This window comes from Peptostreptococcus sp. D1 (genome assembly GCF_900112955.1).
Taxonomy (GTDB): Bacteria; Bacillota; Clostridia; order Peptostreptococcales; family Peptostreptococcaceae; genus Peptostreptococcus.
The window spans coordinates 255,835-272,907 of the sequence record NZ_FONP01000001.1 but is presented as its reverse complement, the minus strand read 5'-3'; the positions used below and the strand labels follow the sequence as shown (position 1 = coordinate 272,907).

Genomic DNA, 17,073 nt, shown 5'->3' with positions numbered 1-17,073 from the left:
ATGTTTATTAGACGTGCAAGAAAAAATCGTGAGGAGCAGAGTATAGGTGATATTCTCGAATCTACTAAAACTCTAAAATATAATATGATTTTTTACTCCTTCTTAATCGGGATACTCAGTGGTCTTGTGATTGTTGCATACAGAATTTTGGGCGAAAAGTTATTTGAAATTGTAATTGAATTATATGGAAAAGCATCAGGAAAACCGCTCAATATGGTAGTAGTCCTTCTGTGCCTTATCATTGCTTCATTATTCATATCTTTTTGCGTAAAGCAAGAGCCTAATATTTCAGGCTCTGGTATTCCTCAAGTAGAAGGAATTATTACTAGAAGAATTAAGGTAAATTGGAAAAAGGTGTTATTCTTTAAATTTATTGGTGGGATAATTTCATTGGCTGCTGGATTGTCAGTTGGTAGAGAGGGTCCATCAATTCAGATGGGTGCAGCAGTTGGAGAAGGTGTTTCAAGAAATGCGAATAGACTTGATAGCGAGCAAAAGTATCTTATAACAAGTGGTGCTTCTGCAGGCTTGGCTGCAGCATTTAATGCACCCTTGGCAGGTGTTATGTTTGCATTGGAAGAGGTTCATAAAAATTTTTCGCCTGTCGTTTTGACATCTGCCATGATTTCAGCAGTAACTGCGGATATGGTTAGCAAATCCATTCTTGGTATGAATCCATCTCTAAGGTTTTCTGTTTTAAAAATTATTCCTATAAAATATTACTGGACACTGATAATATTAGGTGTTTTGGTAGGCTTAAGTGCTTACATATTTAACCATGGGTTACTTATTACAAAGCATTTTTACAAAAAATTGCCTATAATATTAGAGCTCAAAATAATGATACCATTTATTTTTTCTGGAATTTTGGGGATGACAGTTCCACAGTTAATTGGTGGTGGTCATGAGATAATTACCAAGCTGAGTGTAGTCGATTATAGTATTATAGCATTGCTTGCCTTTTTAGTTATTAAATACTTGTTCACATTTATATCCTTTGGCTCTGGCGTGCCAGGAGGAATTTTCTTTCCATTGTTGGCATTGGGTGCAATGATAGGTAGTATATTTGGAATTTTTTGTGTAAAGTTTTTAGGGATACCTAGGGAGTATATTATTAATTTTGCTGTATTGGCGATGGCTGGACATTTTGCTGCTATTGTTAAGGCTCCAATTACTGGGATAATACTTATTTTTGAGATGACCGGTTCATTTGAGCATCTGCTATCACTCGCTTTAGTGGTTTTCTCAGCCTTGATTACATCAGATTTGCTTGGAGTCGAGCCTGTGTATGATCTATTGCTAAAGGGTATTTTGACATCAAAGGGAAAGGATATCGAGATTATAGAAAATGATAAAAAAACTCTGATGGAATTTGCTGTACATATGGGAAGCAAGGCTGAGGGTAAGTATATATCGGAAATTGATTGGCCACAAAACTGCTTGGTGGTATCTGTATACAGAGGTGATACTGAAATTTTGCCAAGAGGAAAGACTATGATATTGGAGGGGGATATGCTGACTGTTATGGTAAATCAATCAGACTACCCGAAAATGTTGGATTATTTGAATGAGCTTACAATAGGTGCGTAGTGGAATTATTTTCCATGTAAAATAAATAATTTATCTAAAAAAATATAAAGGAGGGATTGGATTGTCTAACATATTGAATACATTAAATCGAAATCAACGTATTGCCGTTGAACATATTGATGGACCTTGCTTGGTTCTTGCCGGACCTGGATCTGGAAAAACAAGAGTAATAGCACATAGAATTTATAATATGATAAAAAACCATGATATCCCTCCTACCAGAATTTTGGCTATTAGCTTCACAAAGGCTTCATCGGACGATATTAAGAAAAAAACACTTGATTTTGCAAGGGATGACAGAGTGAAGAAGGTTAATTTCGGTACCTTTCATTCTTCGTTTTTTAGGATATTGAGAAAATATAGTGGAATTAATCTTGAGGATATTATTTCAGAAAATGATAGATATAAATTGATGAAAATTGTCTTGAGGCAGCTTAAAATTTCAAACATCAGTGATGATGATATAGCTGCGATATTGTCAGATATTTCTTATGTTAAAAATGAGATGATTGAGCCGATATTGTATAATTGTGAATCTTTTGAATCAGAGGTTTTCTCACAGATTTTTGACCTTTATGAAAGAGGAAAAAATAGTGTTAACAAGATTGATTTTGATGATATGCTTATTATGACATACAAGCTGCTGTTGGAAAATGAAGATATTTTGGAAATAGTGAGAAGTGTATACAAATATATTCTAATTGATGAATTTCAAGATGTAAATAAAGTCCAATTTGAAGTAATTAAATTGATTGCCAAGCCTCTGAACAATGTCTTTGTAGTTGGCGATGAGGATCAAAGTATTTATGGATTTAGAGGTGCAAGACCTGATTTTATGTTAAATTTTTCAAAGTATTTCGATGCTGCTAAAACTGTTATTCTGGAAAAAAATTACAGATCTGATAAAAATATTGTAGAATTGTCGCAAAGACTGATAAAAAACAACAAAAATAGGTACGAAAAAAGAGTATTTCCATACAGAACGACAAAAGGAAATATCTGCTATATTTATCCAAAGGATATTGAAGATGAAGCAAATATTATCGCAGAAGGAATAAAAAATGCTGTGGAAAAAGAAGAAAATGAGTATTCTGATTTTGCCGTTATTTATAGGACAAACAGGCAGTCAAGAGCACTTGTTGACTCGTTTATGAATAATCGAATACCGTTTGTATTAAAAGATTCAGCAAAAAGTATTTTTGATCATTGGGCAAGCATGGACATGATTGCATATATGAGAATTGCCATGAATATTGCTACAAATGAGGAATGGGCAAGAGTTATTAATAAACCATTTAGATATATTTCGAAAATAGCAGTGGATAAAGCGGTTAAAAGTGTGGATTTTTTTGAAGCTTTACTGAATAATCCTGATATAAAAGAGTTTCAAAAAAGAGATTTAAGGGATGTATATGAAGATTTGTTGTATATTCGAACACTGGCACCAGAGTATGCGATTTCATATATTAGAACAACCTTGGATTATGACAGATACATACTTGAATACTGTCATGAAAGGAAGATAAAAGCAAAAGGTATTGTGGATATTTTAGACGAGCTTGAGAGCTCATCAAAAAGCTTTAAATCTAGCTTCGACTTTTTTAAGCATATTGATGAGGTGCGAGAAGAGCTTAAAAAGAAAAATATCCAACAGAAAAAAAGCTCTTTGGACGATTTGCTAGATGAAGGTGTTGTATTGACTACAATGCATAGCTCCAAAGGGCTTGAGTTTAAAAATGTTTTTATTGCTGGAGTCATTGACGGAATAGTTCCCTATATTAATTCTGAAGATGAAAATATAGATGAAAATCATGAAGAAGAGGAAAGAAGATTATTTTATGTTGGAATAACTAGGGCAAAAGATAATTTGACAATTAGTATTCCAGCAAAGAAATATAACAAAAAAGCTGAAAAATCAAGATTTATAAAAGGTATAGAAAATGAATTTTAAAAAAATAAAAAAATATATTGACAATAGTTTATTCGGTGAGTATAATATAGTTCATAGCTAAATAGTTTATAAAATCAGTGATAGAGAAAGTAGCTTTACCGAATTTTCAGCGAGTTGGGGTATGGTGTGAGCCCAATATTGGAAGTATTTGTGAAAAGAGCTCTGGAGATTATTGGAAGAAATTTAGTATTCTAATAGGTTTCCCGCCTTAAGGGGTTGAGAGGGCAGTTTATCTGTCAATAAGAGTGGTAACGCGGTATATTCGTTTCTTGGTCATTTATGACTGAGGGATTTTTTTATACATGATTATTCTTATTGTGTAGCTGTCAACAAGAGTGGTAACGCGGTATATTCGTCTCTTGGTCATTATGGCCAAGAGACTTTTTTATAAATTAAGGTTTATTTTTTAAAAGATTTTTAAAGTATTTTGATAAGGAGTTACAAAGATGAAAAAAGGATTAAAGAAATTAATGGCATTGGGATTAGTAGCTGTATTGGCAGTAGGTATGGCAGGCTGTGGAAGTAAAAAGGAGGAAAAAAATTCATCAGCTGGAGCAACTAAGCTTGAGCAGATTAAGAAGGATGGAAAGTTAATTGTTGGTACTTCACCAGATTATCCTCCATTTGAATTTATTATTTCAGAAGATGGAAAGAGTAAGATAGTTGGAGCTGATATCGAATTGGCACAAAAATTTGCTGACAAATTGGGAGTAAAGCTTGAAATTAAATCGATGGATTTCGATTCACTATTACCGGCACTGCAATCTGATGCTGTTGATTTAGTAATTACAGGTATGACGCCTGATGAAACTCGTAAAAAATCAGTAGACTTTACAGATATTTACTTTATGGGTAAAAATGGTGTGATAGTGAGAGATAGCGATTCTGGAAAATTGAAATCAGAAAATGACTTAAAGAAGATGAAGCTAGGTGTTCAAAAGGGATCTACTCAGGAAATATATGTTAAAAAACAGTTAAAAATTACTGATTACAAGGCTTTAACATCTGTTCCGGATTTAGTAATGGATTTGAAGAATGGAAATATAGATGCGGTAGTATTAAATGATAAAGTTGCAAGCATAAATGCAGGAAAATATGATGGCGTAAAAGTTGTTGAAAGCTTAGCATTAACTAGCGGTGGAGATGAAGAATTGATGGCGGTAGCAGTAAAGAAAGGCGACAATAAAGAGCTACTAGCAGCATTGAATGAAGAAATTAAGACTCTAAAGGATAGTGGAGAATACGATAAGATATTGGCTAATGCAGTTGACCTAGTATCAAAAGAAAAGAAATAATTAGCTTAATTTAAGCTAATTATACTAATAATGTAATATATGTAACAAACATAGAGATAAAAATAAGTATAGAAATTAAAATAAACATAGAAACAAAAGAAGATCAGGATTTTTTTAAGGAGTTAGATTATGGGATATTTATTAGATTATTCGGACCTGTTTGTAAAAGGTACGAAGGTTACGATATTGCTATCGATTGTTGCGTTATGCTTTGGATTTGTTCTGGGGTTAATTGCTTGTATAGCAAAAATTTCAAATTTTAAAATTTTCAAGGTTATTTCAAATATTTATATAGAGGTAATAAGAGATACACCTTTGATGGTTCAGCTGTCAATTATATACTTTGGTTTACCGACCTTGTTGAATATCAAATATCCAGATTTTTTGGGGCTTGGTCCAGAATTTACAGCCGGCGCAATAGCATTGACTCTTAATTCAGGTGCATATATAGCAGAAATATTGAGATCAGGAATCGAGTCAGTAAACAAGGGTCAAATGGAAGCAAGTCGTTCCTTAGGAATGAACTACTGGCAATCAATGAGATATGTTATTGTTCCACAGGCAATTAAAAACATATTACCAGCATTGGCGAATGAATTTGTGTCACTTGTAAAGGAAACTGCAATTGTTTCTACAGTAGGTATTATGGATATTATGTTTGTTGCTGGTGCTGTAAAGAACACTACATTTAAATCATTTGGACCATACTTGTTAGCCGCTTTGGTTTACTTTGTACTTACATTTGTTCTTTCAAGATTGGTTGCTCTTCTTGAAAAGAAAATGGCAGCTAAATAGGGAGGTTGTATGAAATGAAAGAAAAAGAGGTTTTACTAGAAATAAAGGATTTACATAAATCATTTGGAAATCTTGAAGTAATAAAGGGTATAGATTTAGAAATTGATAAAGGTGATATCGTTGTAATAATCGGTCCATCCGGCTCAGGAAAAAGCACTGTCTTAAGATGTATGAATTTGTTGGAACAGCCTACAGCTGGAGATATAGTGTTTGAAGGTCAGAGTATAATGGAAAATAAAAAGAATATAGATAAAATCAGAGAAAATATCGGCATGGTTTTTCAAAATTTTAACCTATTTCCAAATAAATCTATAATAGAAAACATCACTCTTGCACCTATGAAAGTAAAAGGAATAAGCAAAGCAGATGCTGAAAAAAAGGCAGAAGAATTGCTTACAAGAGTGGGTCTTATAGAAAAAAAGAATTCTTTCCCTAATCAGTTATCTGGTGGACAACAGCAGCGTATTGCTATTGCAAGAGCTTTGGCAATGGAACCAGATATGATGCTGTTCGACGAGCCTACTTCAGCATTAGATCCAGAAATGGTTAAGGAAGTTCTTGATGTTATAAAAGAGCTTGCAGATGAAGGAATGACAATGGCGATAGTGACTCATGAAATGGGATTTGCAAAAGAAGTTGCTGATAGAGTTATTTTCGTTGATGGAGGAAAAATTGTTGAGGACGGTTCGCCTGAGGAAGTATTTAATAATCCAAAGAGCGAAAGAGCAAAAGACTTCTTTGCAAAAATATTAATATAAGATTTTTAAGAACAAAAATGAAAATAGGAAATAAAGTAGTTAATTATTCAAATCAATCTAAAGTTTTAGAATGATTTGTTTATATTATACATAATCTAGTATTGAGAAGTTTGTTAGCTATTGCTTTCAAAAGCTTTTCATACCTAGGTAGAAATCTCCTTATCAAAAACAGTGTAGCAAATTTGCTACACTGTTTTACGGTTGTAATTGATTTAAATTATCGTCAACGTTATTTGACATGGAGTCTTTATTTTGAAAAATTCTAATAATCTCGTGATTTTACAACAGGTTCATTTAGTGCCTCCAAGTAAATTTCTTTTGGAAATCCTACAATTCTAATTATTTCGAGAGCATTTGTGCTTTTAGCAGGACCATTTTTTAGCTTGTAATCAAACTTCATATTGTCATTTTCAATCAGCTCGCTAAAGTGATAGTTTTCAAAATGATTTAGTGAAGAAATAAGCTCCAAGTCATGTGTAGCAATAAACATCGATGTGTCATGTTTATTAGATAGGTAATTAAGAAGTGCAAATGTCGAGTTAATTCTTTCAACAGTGTTTGTTCCTCTAAACAGCTCGTCCATTATTATCAAGTGCTTAATATCATTATTTTTTACAGAATCCACGATTTTTTTTACAGCTTTTGCTTCAGACATAAAGTAACTATCACCACTTGAAATATCATCCTCACTATTCATTGAACTTGTGATTTTATGAATACAACATATAGCTGATTCTGCAAAGCATATTCCAAAGGTTTGTGCAAATATCTGATTGATACCAATTAATTTCAAAAATGTTGATTTCCCAGAGGCATTTGATCCAGATAATATTATTTTGGGATTACACACTGTTATACTGTTCGGTACAGGTGATTTTAAAAGAGGGTGATATGTATTTTCGTAGTGAATAACATCGCTATCCCATTTGACCTTGCAATAATTTTTGTTATAATCAAGGTAGCTTGCCATGCCCAAAACAGCATCAAGCTTTCCGACTTCCTCAACCAATATTCTGATATCGTTTATATGATTATTAATCAAATCCCTTACAAGGAAGAAATTAATTGGTTCAATTAGAAAAAACATTGAAACCAAAGTAGACAACGCAGACATTTCAGAGGTCATATCATTAAATGAAGTGTATCTAGCTAGTTTAGAATTTAATTCATTTAGATTATCTGTGGTAGCTGTTATTTTATTTATTCTGTCGTAAAGAATGTCTGGAGATAATATCTTTATTCTGTTTGCAACTTGTATAATTTTTCCAATTTCTTTAAAGTTTTTCAAGTGCGAGTAGATTTCTTTTTTTATTTTTTCGCTTAGTACAATATTTGTTAATAATGACACTATTAGCAATATTAATGCAAATTTTTTGTTAATAAAGAATAGTAATATGGAAAAAAGTGGAAGTGCTCCTAATACAATATATATTTTTGGATTAAATTCACTTGGATCAATTCCATTTTCTAGAAATAGTGAAACATCTGTTTTTAAGTTTTCGCCAATTTTTGCTAAACTTTGCTTGATTCTTTTTGCTGTTGGTATATTTGATTTTATTTCAGAGATCTCACTAAATGTTGTTTCAATATCATCAATATTGTATTTGGGATTTTTAAGAAGATATTTAAGCATAACCGTTCCTAAATATGACTCGGTGTGATCTATTTCTGAAAGCAATAAATCCATATTAAAATCATTCCAGGTTTTATCATTGATTTCTGAGTTTTTTGATATGTATTTTGATAATAAAATAATATTATTATTTTGTTCCTTTTTTTCTTTTTTTGTTCCCCAATTTGTATCTATAGATTTTTTTATATAATCTGAATATCGTATTTTTAAGATCAAATTGTATATGGCAATGAAAATGAATAATATAAATGCGAAAAAAATAATCTCATACAATTTATCAATATTAGTAAAAAGTGAATCAAAATCCTCCATGAAATATCCTCCTCTAAATATAGTTAGAAATAGATTGAAAAACAAAACTGTTTACTGAGAATATTATATCATAATAATTTACTAAATACTACAATAGGCTAAATCATAGAAGCTTATAGCGTGGTAGCTTGTAGAAAAATTATTATGCTAAAAATTATTTATTTCAACAAAAAATAAAAAAATAGAAGCAACATATTATAAAATGACAAAGCATTTTAGTGGAGTATAATAATGGTACTTCTATTTCAAATTAGGCATTTTATGATAATACTTATTTTTATAATTAAATATAAGTATTATGCTGCTTTTTTACTTTTTTGATAGTTAACCAATAAATTAGATTTAATTAGTATTGGTCTTAATGATGCATATATCAAATTGGCTATTACGACTGTTGTTATTGCATTGAAAAAAGTGACTCCTGCACTCAATTTTGCTAAAATTGTAGCTGCATCTGTTGGTTGACCTATTATATACACTTTGTAAAAATACCCAACAATTGGATCTGCTACGACATTAAAACCCATTCCGATTATTGAAGCAATAATCGCCCATTTAATAATATATTTTTTGTCATCACTTCCATTTATCTTTGCGTATTTATGAGCAATTGCTCCAACAATAAGTCCTATACAAAGCTTTAAAATAAATGTTTTTGGAGCAACAATTATATATACTGGATCTAGTAGATCGGCAATAGTCATACCAATAGCACCTGCTAATCCACCGTATACACCACCTATTAATAATGCTGCTAACACCAAGAATACATTTCCAAAATGTATTGAAGTTGCATCTCCACCTGGAACTGGAATCTTTATTTGCAAAAATGTGAAAGTCACAAAGCAAAGTGCAGCTAATATTGCTGTTTGAGTAATCAAAGTAAGTTTTTCGTTTCTCATGTAATCCTCCTTATCAAATTTTTTATTATCAATCCATAATTATCGACGTAATTTCTATAAATAAAACAATTACTACTTCATGATACAGATACAATTTTATATACTATTTCAAATAAAGTCAATTATAATGGTATTTTTAATATAAAAAACAAAATTGTATCGATACAATTTTCGGCTAATCATAACTTTAAAAAAAATGTTATAGAACAATACAAAATGTGGTATCATTAAATATATAATAGAGATGTAGCTTAGAGAAAAGGAAGGGGAATGTGGTGTAAAGTTGCACCATGGTAGAATTATGCAAAATAGAAATGATAAGTGCTGGTGTGGCAGCGAAAAAAAGTATAAGAAGTGCCACATGGAAATTGATGAAAAAATAAGAGAATTTGAGCTAAAAGGACACATAGTTCCTGATAGGGGTATGATAAAAACGCCTAGAGAAATAGAAATGATCAAGGCTAGTGCTATAGTAAACACAGGTATATTAGACCATGTGTCTAAAAATATAAGGGTTGGTATGAGTACTGAGGATATTGATAAGCTGGTTTATGATTTTACGACTGAGCATGGTGCTATTCCAGCACCTCTTGATTATGAAGGATTTCCAAAGAGCTGTTGTACTTCGATCAATAATGAAGTTTGTCATGGTATTCCTGACAAGAACGTTATTTTAAAGGAAGGCGATATTATTAATGTTGATGTTTCGACTATTAAGGATGGTTATTTTTCCGATGCATCGAGAATGTTTGTAATGAAAGGAGCCTCTGATGAAGCGAAAAAATTAGTCGAAATTACGAAGGGGTGTTTGGAAGTAGGTATTGAACAGGTTAAGCCATGGGGACATATAGGGGATATTGGAGCTGCCATTCAGGAATATGCTGAGTCTAGAGGATACTCTGTAGTAACGATGTTTGGTGGGCATGGAATTGGTAATGAATTCCATGAAGAACCTTTTGTTTCTCATGTGGGAGTGAAGGATACAGGTATGCTGATGGTTCCAGGGATGATTTTTACGATTGAGCCGATGATAAATATCGGAAAGCCTCAGGTTTATGTTGATAAGAAAAATGGTTGGACTTCGTACACAAAGGATGGAAGTCTTTCAGCACAATGGGAACATCAGATATTGGTAACTGAGGATGGTTATGAAATAATTTCTTATTAAGGGAATTTAATCAATGAATCGGAGGTGTTGATATGGACTATAGTAGAATTAATCCGTACTCGAGAAACGGTAAAACTTTGCTATTTACTAGCCAAGATGAGAGATCGCTAAAAGTATTGGAAGAAAAAGGAAGATTTATCAATAAAAAAATATATATTAAGGAACATATGGATGATATTTCTCCATTGATACTGATGTGTTATGATTGGTTTGTCGATGCTGCAAAGGAGAGAGTCTCAAAACCAGATGATGTGGAATATCAGATTTGGTGCTCTGTCAGTGCCAGGAATTGTATGAGACCATACGAAGGTGAAGTTGCGTACGTTCTTGAGGTTCCAAACGAGGAGATAATATATTTTGATGGATTGAAATGGGACTATGTTCTGAATTTACACTATGTTCCGACGAACGATGATGATTTGGAAAAATACAGGGCTGAAATCAAGGAAAAAGGATATAAAAATTCTTTTGAATTTATTCAAGGTCGCTATGCTAGACAGTACCCATTGGAAGAAAAACGAATAAAGGATAGTTGGATTAGAGTATTCGACGTGGATAGCTGGAATATTTTTTGTGTCCAAGCAAATATATGGGAAATAAAAAAAGATTGGATTAAACATATAGTGAGACCAGGAGAGTCCATACCTGAAGAATATATATTGGACTAGGACTGGCAATTTAAGGTACTACTATACATTTGTATAGTAGCACGTGATTAAATCCACATCGAAGTATTTGCTTAAATATACGGACGATGAAATATATAAATAAATTTATTTTAGAGTGATTATTAGGGAAGATGTGAGAGGTTAAAAATGGAACAATTATGTAAAAATATTTACTCCTTTCCTGTTGTATTGCCAAACAGCCCATTAAAAGCTATTCATATTTATGTAATAAAGGGTGAAAATGAGAGCTATGTGCTGGATACAGGGTACAATATGAAAGAGTCCAAAGAAAGTATGGTCGCTGGTCTAAAGGAGCTTGGACTACAGATTAAAGATGTTTCGCTGATAGTTACACATCTTCATTCTGATCATTCAGGCTTGATATCTTATTTTTACGAGGAAGGCTGCGATATTTATACGAGTGATGAAGATGGAAAATTGCTTGAGATTACAGCTACTGGAGAATATTGGAGCAAATCGTTGGATTTGATAACAAAATATGGAATAGAAGAAGAGTTTGATGTTACAGATAATCCGGGATACAAATATCAGCTATCAAGTCAGTTTGAGTACACAGCTCTAAAAGAGGGTGATACGATTGATATTGGAGAGTATTGCTTTGAAGTTCTGGATTTGGTTGGTCACACTCCGGGACATATAGGCTTATATGAAAGAGAGCATAAGATATTATTTTGTGCAGATACTATTCTAAATACAATCACTCCGAATATTACTTTTTGGGGGGTTGAGTACAAAAATATGCTAGAAAAGTATCTAAATACAATACATAAATTGAAGAAATTAGATGTAGATTATTGCTTTTCAACACATAGAGATCTGGTGACCGACCATAAAGCAAGAATTGATGAAATTACAGAGCATCATTTTGAGAGATTGGCTGAGGTGTTTAATTCACTAGAGGATGGAAAAGAATATACGATTAGAAATATTGCATCTAATATTAAATGGAGAATCAGAGCAAATAGCTGGGATGAATTTCCGCCAGCTCAGAAATACTTTGCTTCAGGTGAAACAATGGCTCATGTAGAGCTGTTGGTGAATTATGGATATGTCAATATAAGGGAAAGCAATGGAGTATTGTATTTTTCGAGAAATAAGAGTAATATTGATGATATAAGAGATAAGATTATTATTCAATCATAGTAAGTTTGTTATTGTAGCTTAGTTAATATGATATTTTAAATACAATAATTTAAATATGATATTTTGAAAATCATATTTTGAAAAACATTGTGCTTAACGAATTTTATGAAGATTTTCACATAATAGCGAAAAAAACTATTGACATATATGCATAGTATGCTGTATAGTAGATAGGTAGATAAAAACAAGTAGAATCCGTTCTCACCTTACGGCAATGCTTAGTAAGGTTAATAAGTTTATGCGTACAGTGTTTTTTGTCGCTCAATTTGAACTTATGGCGGATTTTATAATCCGTCTTTTTTTATTTTAGTAAGTGTATTTTAAACGACAAGAAAGTAGAGGTGTTCTGTATTAGTAAGGAATTAGCAATCAATGAGGAAATCAATGTAAAGGAAGTAAGAGTATTATCTGAAGCTGGTGAACAGTTGGGGATTATGCCTACGAAAGAAGCTTTGAATATCGCAAATTCAAAGAATTTGGACCTTGCAATGATATCGCCAAATGCTGAACCACCTGTTTGTAAAATGATGGACTATGGAAAGTACAAATATGAGCAGGCAAGGAAGGAAAAAGAAGCGAAGAAAAAACAGAAGACTATTAATATCAAAGAAGTAAGACTTAGACCAGGTATTGGTGACAATGATTTGAAGACAAAGGCAAACCAAGCTGTCAAGTTCCTACAAAAGGGAGACAAAGTTAAGGTTGAGCTGAGATTTAGAGGTAGGGAATTAGGTCACAAAGATATTGGTAAAGAAGTCATGCATAAGTTTATTGGAATGTTAAATGAGTTTGGAGAACCAGGAAAGCCCCCAAAATTTGAAGGGAATAATATGGTTGCAATAATAGATCCAAAGAAATAGATAATAATTGAGAGGAGGACTTTGTTATGCCAAAGATGAAGACACATAGAGGTGCAGCAAAAAGATTAAAAAGAACAGGAAGCGGTAAGTTGAAAAGAGCGAAGGCTTATAAGAGTCATATACTTACAAAAAAATCAGCTAAGACTAAAATGAACTTGAGACAATCTACATTAGTTAGTGATGGAGATGCAAGAAGAATAGCACAGTTATTACCATACAAGTAAGATTAAGGATACGGAGGATTTAAAATGGCAAGAGTAAAGAAGGGTATGAACGCCCATAAGAGACATAAAAAAGTATTAAAGCTTGCAAAGGGATACCAGGGATCAAGAAGTAAGCTTTACAAGACTTCAAACCAGTTCGTAATGAAGGCATTGAAGAATGCTTATATCGGTAGAAAGCAGAAAAAGAGAGATTTCAGAAAGCTTTGGATTCAGAGAATAAATGCTGCTTGTAGAATGAATGATATGTCATATTCTAAGTTCATGAACGGTCTAAAGAAGGCTGGAATAGAAGTAAATAGAAAGATGCTTTCAGAATTAGCTATTGCTGATCCAAATGGATTTGCACAGCTAGTAGATGTAGCTAAGAAGAGCCTATAATTAGATATTTTGATTATTGACCTTGTAAATTTGATTTCAAATTTGCGAGGTTTTTTTATTTTTTGAAGTTCTAAACAATTTATTCTGTTTTTTAAATCTCTGAATATATATTGTAAAAACATATAATAAGTATAGGTAATAACCATGATTATTATAGTTAAAAAAACTTATAAAGATAGTTGTGATATGATAAGATTTCTATTAATAACAATAATGTATATTAATTTATTGCTTATGATATGTATTTATAATGCTGGCTATTTGTATTAGTATTATTAAAGCGTTTAGACAAGAAAGAAAATAGTAGTGCTTTTAAAATGTTTTTCTAAAAATAAGGGTTTATTTATTTCGACCCTTATTTTCGTGGAGTATTTTATTGCCTATAGAATACTTGAGGTGTAGGTATAGAAAGATTTCTAATATATTTTTCTTTAATTATTTGAGATTTCGTTGTATACTATTTCTATTAAAGTTATTTTATAGGAGGTTTTGAATGAAAGAATTGAATTCTTACAAGATTATGAGCATGAAAAATCTGATAAATTCTGCTAGGACAATTCTTGAAAAAGAAGGCATAGATGCTATAACAATCAGAAAAGTGGGGGATTTATCTGGATTTAACAGTGCGACAATGTATAATTATTTTGAAAACTTGGAGCATTTAAAAGTTTTCGTGTGTCTTTTTTCATTTGAGGAATATTTAGATGATATAAAGAATTATATCAAGAAATCTGATGATGAGATAATGTATAATTATTTTGCTGTATGGGAGTGTTTTCTGCTTCATACCATGAAAAATGTAGATGTGTTTTATACTCTGTTTTTCAATCAATTAAATAGAAGTATTTCCGAATATGTTGACGAGTATTATAGTGTTTTCCCTAGAGAAGAAAAAGACTATGGTGATGTAATTAATTCAATGTTAAAAAACTACTCAATAGAAAGTAGAAACATACTTATGGTGAAAGATATCGCAAGAAAAGGGTATATTGAAGAGAGTTCAATTGATTTCATTAATGATCTTACATCGTTTACATACGAGTCTATTCTGTTTAGAGTGTATAAAGGCTTTATGAGTCCAGAGGAAGGAAAATCTCAAATTATGAAGTATGTAAGGTCGATACTTGAATCGAAGCTAATAAAAAAATAGAGCAAATATTTTCTAATATTAATGGTTTGATTTATATATTACAAATATTGCAAAAAAATAGATAAAAATAATTGTTTTAAATTTAAAATGCCGTCGGTAAAGCTGTTTTACCAACGGCATTTTTTGTAAAAATTGTATGAATAAGTGTAATTCTATTATTTCTTCTTCATAACATCCTTAACTATTCCAGCGACATCGATTGATGTTTTTATTCCGGTTTTAATTTTTTCCTTTGCTATCAGTACATCGGATGAAACATCGACTGCCACATCTGTAATATCCTTTGCATTGTCCACCACCTCGTCAACACTTGATACTATAGAAGGTAATTTTGCTATGGTAAGACCAACATTTGTACTATTTCTTACTATTAAGTCATCAATGCTAGAAATTAGATTTGCCAACTTTTTCAGAACGATAATTAGAAAAACTAGAGCAATACAGCCTAGGATTGCTAATATAAATAAAATTGTCTGTGTATTTACTGTAACTGTCATCTTAAACTTTCAACTCCTATTTGTTATCTTTCAATTCGGATTTATCTGCAAATTCCGAATTAGATTTTTCGATTTCATCTGGTTCTTTTATAAATGAGGTCTTAATTTCGATTAAATCATTATTTTTGCTGAAGTATTCTTTGATTCTTCTTTTTGATTCTGCTATTTTGGCTTTTTTATCCTCGATTGAGCTTTCGACACTTTTTAGCATTTTTTTTGATTTGTTTTCCAGATTTTCTTTGGTATTTCCTATGTCAGATTTTATTTTTAGGATGGTTTCTTTTCCAGATTTTGGTGCAAGAAGCAGTCCACATACAACTCCAATGACTAAGCATGGTAAGGAATACTTTGCAATATTAGCAATTTTCCTTTTTCTTCTTGAACGTATAATTTCTTGCCTTTTTCTTTTAATTGCATTTATTATCATATTTTTGCAGCTCCCTTTCATCAAATTGCGTATTGAAAAAACATATTTTGTTAATTGTTTTTTCTAAATATTACTTTATCTATAATGATATACTTTATAGATAAGTATGTCAATTGCAAGAGGAATACTAATTGATTTTATGGATAAAGTTGAAATGGAGACATCTGAAAAAATATAAGGAGCACAAAAAAAGATTACAAGAATGTAATTTTTTGTAGGTTAAAAATGTTGAAAAAGCAATATAATTTATATTGCTTTAAATATCAAGACAAAAAAAGTTGCATTTTTGTAAAAAATATAATAGAATATAAAAGTATTGTAAATAAAAATGTCAAAAATGTTACTATAAAAATTTTATGATTTGATTTAAGTAACAAAATAGAAACTATCTAAAAAAATCAATTTGCACAAAAAGAGAATAAAGAAGCTTATGGCATTTTTGTTCTCTTTATTAAGCAAGCTTTATTTTGGATACTAAATGGAGGTTAATATGATTAAAAGTATTAAATTGAAGGTATGTGTTTTATTTACTGTATTGTTATTGGGAATGGTAGTGCTGATATCAGAAGGATCAATTTCTTTCGCCGAGACTACAAGCAATGCTCAGTCAACTATTTTAAGAGGATGGAAAAAAGAAAATAACAAATATGTATATATTAATTCAAAAGGGAAAAAACTTATAGGCTGGAATAAGCTAAATGGGCTTATGTATTATTTTAGTACTAAAGGTGAGATGGTTACAGGAGTGCAGGTAATAGCTGGAAAGCAACATTTATTTGGAGATGATGGTGTTTATAAGGGTGTACTATCTGTAAAAACAACACAAAATGGTGCTGATTATGCCATAACGGGAGGTAAGACTTATTATTATGACAAAAAGGGAAATAAATTAGGTACTGGTAAGAAGTATATTTCTAACGCAAGTGCTTACACAGGAGATACTACTACTGCTTCAGGACAGAGACCAAGATGGGGAACGATAGCTGTTGATCCGAAGGTGATTCCTTTTGGTTCCAGGGTTTATGTTCCGTATTTTGATAAAGTGTTTATAGCAAATGATACTGGTGGAATCATCAAGGGAACGATGATAGATATATTTATGAATTCTGCAACAGAAATGAATAATTTTGGTAGAAGAAACCTTGAAATAATCGTCCTTGACTAAGCTAGGTTGGATATATTTAAATTAATAGAGAATGTATTGTACGCATGTACTTATGCGTACAATACATTCTCTATTTAATTAATATTATTATAATATTCGATATAATCGGAAATAATTTTCACTAATCCCAAAACAA

At 31.5% G+C, this 17,073-nt stretch carries 17 protein-coding genes and 1 other annotated feature; of the genes, 13 read left to right on the top strand and 4 right to left on the bottom strand.

Features of this window, described 5'->3' with window-relative positions; translation table 11 throughout:
- The 5 genes from BM120_RS01240 to BM120_RS01220 all read left to right on the top strand — a co-directional run bounded on the left by BM120_RS01240 (position 1) and on the right by BM120_RS01220 (position 6,389).
- Positions 1 to 1,590, top strand: coding sequence for a ClC family H(+)/Cl(-) exchange transporter (locus tag BM120_RS01240; protein ID WP_091992672.1), 1,590 nt, complete (start codon positions 1 to 3; stop codon positions 1,588 to 1,590).
- A gap of 61 nt (positions 1,591 to 1,651) precedes the next feature.
- The gene (locus tag BM120_RS01235) at positions 1,652 to 3,541 is read left to right on the top strand and encodes an ATP-dependent helicase (RefSeq protein WP_242941518.1); all 1,890 of its coding nucleotides are present in this window, start codon (positions 1,652 to 1,654) and stop codon (positions 3,539 to 3,541) included.
- 68 nt (positions 3,542 to 3,609) lie between these two features.
- Positions 3,610 to 3,814, top strand: a binding site (T-box leader).
- A 173-nt stretch (positions 3,815 to 3,987) separates the two neighbouring features.
- Positions 3,988 to 4,836: a transporter substrate-binding domain-containing protein gene (locus BM120_RS01230; protein WP_091992671.1), complete on the top strand. Its 849-nt coding sequence runs from the start codon at positions 3,988 to 3,990 to the stop codon at positions 4,834 to 4,836.
- A gap of 129 nt (positions 4,837 to 4,965) precedes the next feature.
- Positions 4,966 to 5,631 (top strand): amino acid ABC transporter permease, encoded by a 666-nt coding sequence (locus BM120_RS01225; RefSeq protein ID WP_091992670.1) that lies wholly within the window; start codon positions 4,966 to 4,968, stop codon positions 5,629 to 5,631.
- Between the two features lie 14 nt (positions 5,632 to 5,645).
- Positions 5,646 to 6,389 carry an amino acid ABC transporter ATP-binding protein gene (locus BM120_RS01220; RefSeq protein WP_091992669.1) on the top strand — a complete coding sequence of 248 codons (744 nt, stop codon included), beginning with the start codon at positions 5,646 to 5,648 and terminating at the stop codon, positions 6,387 to 6,389.
- A 262-nt stretch (positions 6,390 to 6,651) separates the two neighbouring features.
- On the opposite strand, the gene BM120_RS01215 is transcribed toward BM120_RS01220, so the two are convergent.
- Entirely contained in the window at positions 6,652 to 8,334 is a 1,683-nt protein-coding gene (locus tag BM120_RS01215) for a MutS-related protein (protein WP_091992668.1), read from the bottom strand.
- A 296-nt stretch (positions 8,335 to 8,630) separates the two neighbouring features.
- Positions 8,631 to 9,236: an ECF transporter S component gene (locus BM120_RS01210; protein WP_091992667.1), complete on the bottom strand. Its 606-nt coding sequence runs from the start codon at positions 9,234 to 9,236 to the stop codon at positions 8,631 to 8,633.
- A 301-nt stretch (positions 9,237 to 9,537) separates the two neighbouring features.
- On the opposite strand from BM120_RS01210, the gene BM120_RS01205 reads away from it, so the two are divergent.
- The 7 genes from BM120_RS01205 (at position 9,538) to BM120_RS01175 (ending at position 14,848) form a co-directional block, all read left to right on the top strand.
- Complete coding sequence (locus BM120_RS01205; RefSeq protein WP_091992666.1) at positions 9,538 to 10,404, top strand: methionyl aminopeptidase; 867 nt, start codon at positions 9,538 to 9,540, stop codon at positions 10,402 to 10,404.
- 32 nt (positions 10,405 to 10,436) lie between these two features.
- Positions 10,437 to 11,072 carry a DUF3841 domain-containing protein gene (locus tag BM120_RS01200; RefSeq protein WP_091992665.1) on the top strand — a complete coding sequence of 212 codons (636 nt, stop codon included), beginning with the start codon at positions 10,437 to 10,439 and terminating at the stop codon, positions 11,070 to 11,072.
- Between the two features lie 147 nt (positions 11,073 to 11,219).
- Complete coding sequence (locus BM120_RS01195) at positions 11,220 to 12,236, top strand: MBL fold metallo-hydrolase (protein WP_091992664.1); 1,017 nt, start codon at positions 11,220 to 11,222, stop codon at positions 12,234 to 12,236.
- Positions 12,237 to 12,577: 341 nt separating this feature from the next.
- On the top strand, positions 12,578 to 13,096 hold the full coding sequence (gene infC / locus BM120_RS01190) for a translation initiation factor IF-3 (protein WP_242941517.1): 519 nt from the start codon (positions 12,578 to 12,580) through the stop codon (positions 13,094 to 13,096).
- Between the two features lie 26 nt (positions 13,097 to 13,122).
- Positions 13,123 to 13,320 carry a 50S ribosomal protein L35 gene (gene rpmI / locus BM120_RS01185; RefSeq protein WP_091992663.1) on the top strand — a complete coding sequence of 66 codons (198 nt, stop codon included), beginning with the start codon at positions 13,123 to 13,125 and terminating at the stop codon, positions 13,318 to 13,320.
- A gap of 24 nt (positions 13,321 to 13,344) precedes the next feature.
- The gene (rplT, locus tag BM120_RS01180) at positions 13,345 to 13,698 is read left to right on the top strand and encodes a 50S ribosomal protein L20 (RefSeq protein ID WP_091992662.1); all 354 of its coding nucleotides are present in this window, start codon (positions 13,345 to 13,347) and stop codon (positions 13,696 to 13,698) included.
- A 493-nt stretch (positions 13,699 to 14,191) separates the two neighbouring features.
- Positions 14,192 to 14,848: a TetR/AcrR family transcriptional regulator gene (locus BM120_RS01175; protein ID WP_091992661.1), complete on the top strand. Its 657-nt coding sequence runs from the start codon at positions 14,192 to 14,194 to the stop codon at positions 14,846 to 14,848.
- A gap of 155 nt (positions 14,849 to 15,003) precedes the next feature.
- On the opposite strand, the gene BM120_RS01170 is transcribed toward BM120_RS01175, so the two are convergent.
- Positions 15,004 to 15,345, bottom strand: a complete 342-nt coding sequence (locus BM120_RS01170) for a hypothetical protein (RefSeq protein WP_091992660.1) — start codon at positions 15,343 to 15,345, stop codon at positions 15,004 to 15,006.
- A 16-nt stretch (positions 15,346 to 15,361) separates the two neighbouring features.
- Positions 15,362 to 15,772 (bottom strand): YtxH domain-containing protein, encoded by a 411-nt coding sequence (locus tag BM120_RS01165; protein WP_177187339.1) that lies wholly within the window; start codon positions 15,770 to 15,772, stop codon positions 15,362 to 15,364.
- Positions 15,773 to 16,262: 490 nt separating this feature from the next.
- Between BM120_RS01165 and BM120_RS01160 the strand changes: the two genes are divergently transcribed.
- Positions 16,263 to 16,937: a 3D domain-containing protein gene (locus BM120_RS01160; protein ID WP_091992658.1), complete on the top strand. Its 675-nt coding sequence runs from the start codon at positions 16,263 to 16,265 to the stop codon at positions 16,935 to 16,937.
- Positions 16,938 to 17,073 lie beyond the last annotated feature (136 nt).

Excerpts from the sequence above, each read along its gene's own strand:
- BM120_RS01240 (WP_091992672.1), top strand. The coding sequence starts at position 1 with ATGTTTATTAGACGTGCAAGAAAAAATCGTGAGGAGCAGAGTATAGGT.
- BM120_RS01230 (WP_091992671.1), top strand. The coding sequence starts at position 3,988 with ATGAAAAAAGGATTAAAGAAATTAATGGCATTGGGATTAGTAGCTGTA.
- BM120_RS01225 (WP_091992670.1), top strand. The coding sequence starts at position 4,966 with ATGGGATATTTATTAGATTATTCGGACCTGTTTGTAAAAGGTACGAAG.
- BM120_RS01220 (WP_091992669.1), top strand. The coding sequence starts at position 5,646 with ATGAAAGAAAAAGAGGTTTTACTAGAAATAAAGGATTTACATAAATCA.
- BM120_RS01215 (WP_091992668.1), bottom strand. The coding sequence starts at position 8,334 with ATGGAGGATTTTGATTCACTTTTTACTAATATTGATAAATTGTATGAG.
- BM120_RS01210 (WP_091992667.1), bottom strand. The coding sequence starts at position 9,236 with ATGAGAAACGAAAAACTTACTTTGATTACTCAAACAGCAATATTAGCT.
- BM120_RS01205 (WP_091992666.1), top strand. The coding sequence starts at position 9,538 with ATGCAAAATAGAAATGATAAGTGCTGGTGTGGCAGCGAAAAAAAGTAT.
- BM120_RS01200 (WP_091992665.1), top strand. The coding sequence starts at position 10,437 with ATGGACTATAGTAGAATTAATCCGTACTCGAGAAACGGTAAAACTTTG.
- BM120_RS01195 (WP_091992664.1), top strand. The coding sequence starts at position 11,220 with ATGGAACAATTATGTAAAAATATTTACTCCTTTCCTGTTGTATTGCCA.
- rpmI (WP_091992663.1), top strand. The coding sequence starts at position 13,123 with ATGCCAAAGATGAAGACACATAGAGGTGCAGCAAAAAGATTAAAAAGA.
- rplT (WP_091992662.1), top strand. The coding sequence starts at position 13,345 with ATGGCAAGAGTAAAGAAGGGTATGAACGCCCATAAGAGACATAAAAAA.
- BM120_RS01175 (WP_091992661.1), top strand. The coding sequence starts at position 14,192 with ATGAAAGAATTGAATTCTTACAAGATTATGAGCATGAAAAATCTGATA.
- BM120_RS01170 (WP_091992660.1), bottom strand. The coding sequence starts at position 15,345 with ATGACAGTTACAGTAAATACACAGACAATTTTATTTATATTAGCAATC.
- BM120_RS01165 (WP_177187339.1), bottom strand. The coding sequence starts at position 15,772 with ATGATAATAAATGCAATTAAAAGAAAAAGGCAAGAAATTATACGTTCA.
- BM120_RS01160 (WP_091992658.1), top strand. The coding sequence starts at position 16,263 with ATGATTAAAAGTATTAAATTGAAGGTATGTGTTTTATTTACTGTATTG.